Genomic DNA, 7,233 nt, shown 5'->3' with positions numbered 1-7,233 from the left:
GTGCCAGTTGTCCTGCCAAGGGCATGGCTGGTTGGCTACGTTCGGGAGGGATAACCGCTGAAAGCATCTAAGCGGGAAGCCTGCTTCGAGATGAGGACTCCCACCCACTTGATGGGGTAAGGCTCCCAGTAGACGACTGGGTTGATAGGCCGGATCTGGAAGCCAGGTAACTGGTGGAGGTGACCGGTACTAATAGGCCGAGGGCTTGTCCTCAGTTGCTCGCGTCCACTGTGTAAGTTCTGAGGCAACGAACAGTTGCCGGCTAGAGCTGAACTAACTAACACAAGTAAAAAGTGTGCTTGTTCGCTCGAAACCATTAGGGTTTCGGTGGTCATAGCGTGAGGGAAACGCCCGGTTACATTTCGAACCCGGAAGCTAAGCCTCACAGCGCCGATGGTACTGCAGGGGGGACCCTGTGGGAGAGTAGGACGCCGCCGAACAATCTTTGGAGGACCCCTGGTCCCAGCGTTCAGCTGGGACCAGGGGTCCTTTTGTTTTTACAATGCTTGCGGTACCTAAGACAGGAGTCACCATGTCCACCAACTCTCCCGACGATCGACCGGAGCGCGACCAGCGGCGACGGGACAGTGGTGACCGTGGCGACCGCGGCGGCTACCGCGGGGACCGTGGCGGCTTCCGTCGTGACAATGACCGTCGCGACAACGACCGTGGTGGCTACGGCCGGCGCGATGACAGCCGCGGAGGCGGGCACGGGGACCGTGCCGACCGTGGTGGCTTCCGTCGGGACGACCGCCGTGACGATCGTGGCGGGGACCGTCGCGACGATCGCCGTGGTGACGACCGTGGTGGCTTCCGCCGCGACGACCGCCGTGACGATCGCCGTGGTGGCGGCTACGGCGAGCGCGGTGACCGGGGTGGTTACGGCGGCCGTCGTGACGACCGCCGTGAGGGCGACCGGAGCCAGGGCCACCGTGCCGGCTACCAGCGGGACGACCGCGACCGTGGACCGCGCCGGGACGACCGCGGTGACCGCGGCTTCCGCCGTGACGACCGGCGCGACGACCGTGGCGGGGAGCGTCCCGGCTTCCGACGCGACGACAACCGCAGCGACTTCCGCCGCGACGACCGCCGTGGCGACGACCGTGGTGGCTTCCGTCGGGACGACCGCCGCGACGATCGTGGCGGGGACCGTCGCGACGATCGCCGTGGTGGCGGCTACGGCGAGCGCGGTGACCGCGGTGGTTACGGCGAGCGCGGTGACCGCGGTGGTTACGGCGGCCGTCGTGACGACCGCCGTGAGGGCGACCGGAGCCAGGGCCACCGTCCCGGCTACCAGCGGGACGACCGCGACCGTGGACCGCGCCGGGACGACCGCGGTGACCGCGGCTTCCGCCGTGACGACCGGCGCGACGACCGCCGTGACGACCGTGGCGGGGAGCGTCCCGGCTTCCGACGCGACGACAACCGCAGCGACTTCCGCCGCGACGACCGCCGTGGTGACGACCGTGGTGGCTTCCGTCGGGACGACCGCCGCGACGGCGACCGTGGTGGCTTCCGAGGCCGGGACGACCGGGGTGGCCGTGGGCCCCGCCGGGACGACCGGGGCGGCCGGCCCGGCGGCTTCCGGGGACGCGACGGGCGGGACGACCGCCGTGACGACCGGCGCGGCGGTGGCCGCTTCCGGGACGAGCGGGACCGGGACCGTGAGCCGATCAAGCGGCTGCCGATCCCGGAGGACGTCACCGGTGAGGAGATCGACAAGGACGTCCGCCAGGAGCTGCAGAGCCTTCCCAAGACGCTCTCGGAGGACGTCGCCAAGAACCTGGTGATGGTCGCGCGGCTCATCGACGAGGACCCCGAGGGCGCCTACGGCTACTCCAGGGTGGCGCTGCGACTGGCGTCCCGTGTCGCCGCCGTGCGTGAGGCCGCCGGGTTCGCCGCCTACGCCAACCAGAAGTACAGCGAGGCCCTCGCCGAGTTCCGTGCCGCGCGGCGCATGACCGGCAGCGTGGAGCTGTGGCCCGTGATGGCCGACTGCGAGCGCGGCCTCGGCCGCCCGGAGAAGGCCCTCGACATGGCCGGTGCCCCCGATGTGCACAAGCTGGACAAGGCCGGTCAGGTCGAGATGCGGCTCGTCGCGGCCGGCGCCCGGCGCGACATGGGCCAGCTGGACGCGGCCATCGTGACCCTGCAGAGCCCGGAGCTGGCTTCCAACTCGGTCCAGCCCTGGACCGCGCGCCTGCGCTACGCCTACGCCGACGCCCTGCTGGCGGCCGGCCGGGAGGGCGAGGCGCGGGAGTGGTTCGCCAAGGCCGTGGAGGCCGACCGCGACGGCAGCACGGACGCCTCCGACCGGCTCGCCGAGCTGGACGGTGTCGAGTTCGTCGACGCGCTCGACGAGAGCGACGGCCCCGCCGACGAGGCCGAGGGTGCCGCCGACGAGGGCGAGGGTGCCACCGTCGAGGGCGACCGGTCCGACGACGAAGGCCCTGACGACGAAAGCTCTGCCGGCGAGGTCTCTGACGACACGAGCTCCCACGAGAGCCGTGAGGAGAAGGCGGACGAGGACAAGGACTGACGTCCGAAAAGGTGAAAGGGCGGGACTCCCCGGAGTCCCGCCCTTTCACATGTCCGGGCCCGGTCAGAGCTCCAGCGCGCGCAGCACCAGCCCCGACGCCGGTTTCGGGCCGAAGGACGTGGACTTGCGGGGCATTTTCACGCCCTGCCGCGCGAGTTCTCGTACGACCTCCTCGCGTACCGGGTGCAGCAGGACGGCGGTGCTGCCGTCCTGCTCGGCCTTCGCGACGGTGGCCGCCGTGTCGTGGATGTAGGCGATGTGGGCGGGGGAGTCCTCGGGGACGTGCCAGACGTGCTCGAGGAGCGTGGCGTGCAGGACGGTGGCGTCCAGGGAGCGCCAGGCGGCCGGACGGTCCGCGGGGATCGTCCGGTCCAGGAGGCCGGGGTCCGGGCGGTCGACCAGATGGAAGGCGCCGTCGCCGGCCAGCAGGAAGGCGTTGCCCGCGCAGGCCGCGTCCGCCAGCACCTCCTGCGCCTTGGGCAGCGGCACGTCGAGGCGCCGTACCCGGAACAGTCCGTCCAGGGCCGCCAGCGCGTCCCTGACCGGCAGTCCGTGCAGCAGGCGGTGGATGGCGCGGACGCGGAGCGGGTAGCGGGCGGTGTCGACCAGCAGGACCAGACCGTGGTCCCAGGGGCTGGGCGAGGGGTGCTCGGACTGCAGCCGCAGGTAGGTGGCCCAGCGGTGGTGGCCGTCGGCGATGAGGGCCTGGTGCTGCGCCAGGTCGGCCTGGATGCCGGCCAGGTCGGCGGGGCCGGTGACCGACCACAGGCGGTGGTGGAAGCCGTCCTCGGTGGTCGTCGCCAGCAGCGGGGGGCCGGCCACCGTGCGCTCGACGACCTCGGCCGCCGTGCCGTTGCCGTGGTAGGTCAGCAGCAGGGGCTCGAGGTTGGCCCGGGTGGCGCGCATCAGGGCGGCGCGGTCCGCGACGACCGGGGGCATGACGTCCTCGTGCGGAAGCACCACGCCGTCGTCGGGGGCGGAGACGCGCAGGGCGCCGATGACACCCCGCTGGAGCATGCCGTCGCCGTCCCGCTGCTCGTACACGTACAGGGCGGGATCCGGATCGGGGGCCAGCACGCCCTCGGCGAGCCAGCGGCGCAGGGTGTCGGCCGCCTGTTCGTTGCGGGCGTCCGGGGTACCCGCCTGGGGGAGGATCAGCCGGACGATGTTGTGCGGGTCGGCGGACTCGAGGTGGTGCAGGCCGTCGGGGCGTACGACGACGTCGTACGGGGGAGAGGTGACGGAAGCCAGGCTGCCGACCCGGTCGGGGTCGTAACGAAGGCCTCGGAACGGGGTCAGTTCCAGGCCTCGGCGCACCGTTGCTTCCGAGTGACCTGCTGTGTTCATTTCGGCATCGTACGTGTGTCGGCGGGGTGGGGGATGATCGGGGGAAAGACGGTCGAACGAGGAGCGATGTGCAATGAGCCAGGGCGTCAGGACGAGGCCCGAGGGCAGTGGGCGGCCCCTGAGCGAGGCGTACGACACGGCGCTGCTCGATCTGGACGGGGTGGTGTACGCGGGTGGGAACGCCATCGCGCACGCCGTCGAGTCGCTGGAGCGTGCCCGCACGGGCGGCATGCATCTGGCGTACGTCACCAACAACGCCCTGCGGACGCCGGACGTCGTGGCCGACCATCTGACGGAGCTGGGCATACCGACCGGGGCGGACGACGTCATCACCTCGGCGCAGGCGGTCGCCCGGCTGATCAGCGAGCAGGTGCCGGCCGGGGCCCGGGTGCTGGTGATCGGCGGTGAGGGGCTGCGGGTGGCGCTGCGCGAACGCGGTCTCACGCCGGTGGAGTCGGCGGACGACGATCCGGCGGCGGTGGCGCAGGGGTACGGCGGCCCTGACCTGACGTGGTCCCGGTTCGCGGAGGCCTCGTACGCGGTGGCGCGGGGCGTGCCGTGGTTCGCGTCCAACACCGACCTGACGATTCCGAGCGGGCGTGGAATAGCGCCGGGCAACGGCGCGGCCGTGGAGGTCGTGCGGATCGCGACGGGTGCGGAGCCGCAGGTCGCGGGCAAGCCGCTGCCGCCCATGCACCGGGAGACCGTCCTGCGGACGGGCGCCGAGCGGCCGCTGGTGGTCGGGGACCGGCTGGACACCGACATCGAAGGCGCGTTCAACGGCGGCGTGGACTCACTGCTGGTGCTGACCGGTGTCACGGACGGCCCCCGGCTGCTGGCCGCGCCGCCGCAGCACCGGCCGACGTATGTGGACGCCGATCTGCGCGGGCTGCTCACGGGGCAGCCGGAAATCACCCGTGAGGGTGACGGTTTCCGGTGCGGAGGGTGGACGGCGACCGCGGCCGACCGGCTGGAGCTCGAAGGCGACGGCGAGACCCTGGACGGACTGCGGGCCCTGTGCGCGGCGGCCTGGACGGCGGCCGGGGACGGCTCCTGCGAGTTGGACGGGGAGAAGGCGCTGGCGCGGCTGGGACTCTGACGGCCGGACGGTGACCGGTCGCCGGGCGGAGCGGTGGCCGGTCACGGGGTGCCGGGGCGGCGTTCCCGGGTACCCGGCTCCGGGCTGCGGGGCCGGCTCGGGGGCCGGCGGCGCAGGCGGCATCGAGATCGCATGGGAGGGTAGGCTAACCTAACCTCGTGTTGGTCGACAGTCCTCCGGAACAGCGCGCGGACACCGCCCCCGCGCCCCCAACCCGCCGGGCGGCAAGGGCCCTTGGGCTCCTGCTCTCGGTCGTGATCCTCGTGCTCGTCGCCCTCGCGAGCATCGCGGTCGGCGCGAAAGCGCTGTCGCCGGACCAGGTCTGGCACGGCCTGTTCCACAGCACGGGGACGTACGGCGACGTCGTCGTGGACGAGCGGATGTCGCGTACCGTCCTCGGTCTGCTGGCCGGTGCCGCGCTCGGTCTGTCCGGCGGGGTGCTGCAGGCGCTGACCCGCAATCCGCTGGCCGACCCCGGGCTGCTCGGCATCAACGCCGGTGCCTCCGCCGCCGTCGTCACGGCGCTCACCTTCTTCGGTGTCACCAGCCTCACCGGCTATGTCTGGTTCGCGTTCGGCGGCGCCGCGGCGGTCGGCGCGCTGGTGTGGTTCCTCGGCGGCAGCCGCGGCGCCACCCCGGTCCGGCTGGCGCTCGCCGGCACGGCGATCAGCGCCGCGCTGTACGGCTACCTCCAGGCCGTGATGATCATGGATGGCGCGGCGCTGGGCAAGATGCGCTTCTGGACGGTGGGTTCGCTGGCCTCGGCCACGGACTCGACCATCGCGCAGGTGCTGCCGTTCCTGGTGGCCGGCACCCTGCTTGCGCTCGGGCTCGCCCGGCCGCTCAACGCCATGGCGATGGGCGACGACACCGCCCGCGCCCTCGGCGCGAACCTCAACCGCACCCGGGCTCTCGCCATGCTCGCGGCGACGGTGCTCTCCGGTGCCGCGACCGCCGCCTGCGGTCCGATCATGTTCGTCGGCCTGATGGTGCCGCACGTCGTGCGCTCCTTCACCGGCCCCGACCTGCGCTGGATCCTGCCCTACGCGACCGTCCTGTCGCCCGTGCTGCTGCTCGGTGCCGACGTTTTCGGCCGGGTGGTCGCCCGGCCCGCGGAACTCCAGGTCGGCATCGTCACCGCGCTCGTCGGCGGCCCGGTCTTCATCTTTCTCGTACGACGGCGGAGGACGGCCCAGCTGTGAAGACCCGACGGACGAGCCGTGCCGTGCGCACTCCTGGGGGGCTGTCCCTGCGCCTGGACGTGCGGGCGCTGACCGTCGTCGCCCTGCTGCTGCTCGCCGCCTGCGCCGCGGGCGTGGCGCTGATCGGCACCGGCGACGCCAGGATCCCTGCGGCCGACGTGCTCAGGACGCTGGCCGGCGACGGCACCGCGTACCAGGACTTCATCGTGAACGAACTGCGGCTGCCACGCGTGCTGGTGGGGCTGCTGGTGGGCGCCTCGCTCGGTCTCGGCGGCGCCCTGTTCCAGGCGGTCTCCCGCAACCCGCTCGGCAGCCCGGACGTGCTCGGCCTGTCCCAGGGGTCGACGGCGGGCGCGCTGGTCGTGATCGTGCTGATGTCCGGCAGCGCCGCCCAGGTCGCCGCGGGCGCGCTGGCCGGCGGCCTGGTGACCGGCTTCGCCATCTACCTGCTCGCCTGGAAGCAGGGCGTGCACGGGTACCGGCTGGTCCTGGTCGGCATCGGTGTCTCGGCGATCGTCACCGCGGTCAACGGCTACCTGCTCACCAAGGCCGACCTGGTCGACGCGACCCGAGCGGTGGTGTGGATGACCGGGTCCCTCAACGGCCGTGACTGGGAGCAGGTCTGGCCGCTGCTGTGGCTCTGCGCCGTCCTCGTGCCGCTGGTCCTGGCCAACGCGCGGGGGCTGAGGATGATGGAGATGGGCGACGACGTCGCCAACGCCCTCGGGGTGCGGGTGCAGCGCGTGCGGCTGGTGCTGATGGTGTCCGCCGTGCTGCTCACCGCGGCCGCCACCGCCGCCGCCGGGCCCGTCGGCTTCGTGGCGCTCACCGCGCCGCAGCTCGCCCGGCGCCTCACCCGCTCGCCCGGCCCGAACCTGCTGCCCTCCCTCTGCATGGGCGCCACCCTGCTGGTCACCGCCGACTGGGCCGCACAGCGTGTCTTCGGCGCCGACCAGCTTCCCGTGGGCGTGGTCACCGGCGTGCTCGGCGGCTGCTATCTGCTGTGGCTGCTGGTCGCCGAGCGCAGGGCGGGCCGGATATGAGCG

At 72.5% G+C, this 7,233-nt stretch carries 5 protein-coding genes and 2 rRNA genes; 6 read left to right on the top strand and 1 reads right to left on the bottom strand.

What is annotated here, in order from left to right; all coding sequences use genetic code 11:
* The 3 genes from AB0924_RS04735 to AB0924_RS04725 all read left to right on the top strand — a co-directional run.
* Positions 1–213: ribosomal RNA gene (locus tag AB0924_RS04735) — 23S ribosomal RNA — on the top strand; the annotation flags it as partial.
* A gap of 110 nt (positions 214–323) precedes the next feature.
* Positions 324–440 (top strand): 5S ribosomal RNA (gene rrf / locus AB0924_RS04730).
* Positions 441–1,681: 1,241 nt separating this feature from the next.
* A complete protein-coding gene (locus AB0924_RS04725; RefSeq protein WP_366910643.1) occupies positions 1,682–2,539 on the top strand; it encodes a hypothetical protein in 858 nt (285 codons plus the stop codon).
* A gap of 63 nt (positions 2,540–2,602) precedes the next feature.
* Here the strand turns inward: AB0924_RS04725 and AB0924_RS04720 are convergent, their stop codons facing one another.
* Entirely contained in the window at positions 2,603–3,886 is a 1,284-nt protein-coding gene (locus tag AB0924_RS04720) for a DUF1015 domain-containing protein (protein ID WP_358934822.1), read from the bottom strand.
* A gap of 73 nt (positions 3,887–3,959) precedes the next feature.
* Here AB0924_RS04720 and AB0924_RS04715 point away from each other — a divergent pair, with 73 nt between their 5' ends.
* The 3 genes from AB0924_RS04715 to AB0924_RS04705 all read left to right on the top strand — a co-directional run bounded on the left by AB0924_RS04715 (position 3,960) and on the right by AB0924_RS04705 (position 7,230).
* Complete coding sequence (locus AB0924_RS04715; protein WP_358934824.1) at positions 3,960–4,985, top strand: HAD-IIA family hydrolase; 1,026 nt, start codon at positions 3,960–3,962, stop codon at positions 4,983–4,985.
* A gap of 158 nt (positions 4,986–5,143) precedes the next feature.
* On the top strand, positions 5,144–6,187 hold the full coding sequence (locus AB0924_RS04710; RefSeq protein ID WP_358934826.1) for an iron chelate uptake ABC transporter family permease subunit: 1,044 nt from the start codon (positions 5,144–5,146) through the stop codon (positions 6,185–6,187).
* On the top strand, positions 6,184–7,230 hold the full coding sequence (locus AB0924_RS04705) for an iron chelate uptake ABC transporter family permease subunit (protein WP_358934828.1): 1,047 nt from the start codon (positions 6,184–6,186) through the stop codon (positions 7,228–7,230). The genes AB0924_RS04710 and AB0924_RS04705 overlap by 4 nt, the downstream gene beginning before the upstream one ends.
* Positions 7,231–7,233 lie beyond the last annotated feature (3 nt).

The sequence above is a fragment of the Streptomyces sp. NPDC047869 genome (assembly GCF_040704065.1).
GTDB lineage: Bacteria > Actinomycetota > Actinomycetes > Streptomycetales > Streptomycetaceae > Streptomyces.
The sequence above is the reverse complement of the archived record's forward strand: the minus strand, read 5'-3'. Positions and strand labels throughout refer to the sequence as shown.

Coding starts and splice junctions, on each gene's coding strand:
- AB0924_RS04720 (WP_358934822.1), bottom strand. CDS start 3,886: ATGAACACAGCAGGTCACTCGGAAGCAACGGTGCGCCGAGGCCTGGAA.
- AB0924_RS04715 (WP_358934824.1), top strand. CDS start 3,960: ATGAGCCAGGGCGTCAGGACGAGGCCCGAGGGCAGTGGGCGGCCCCTG.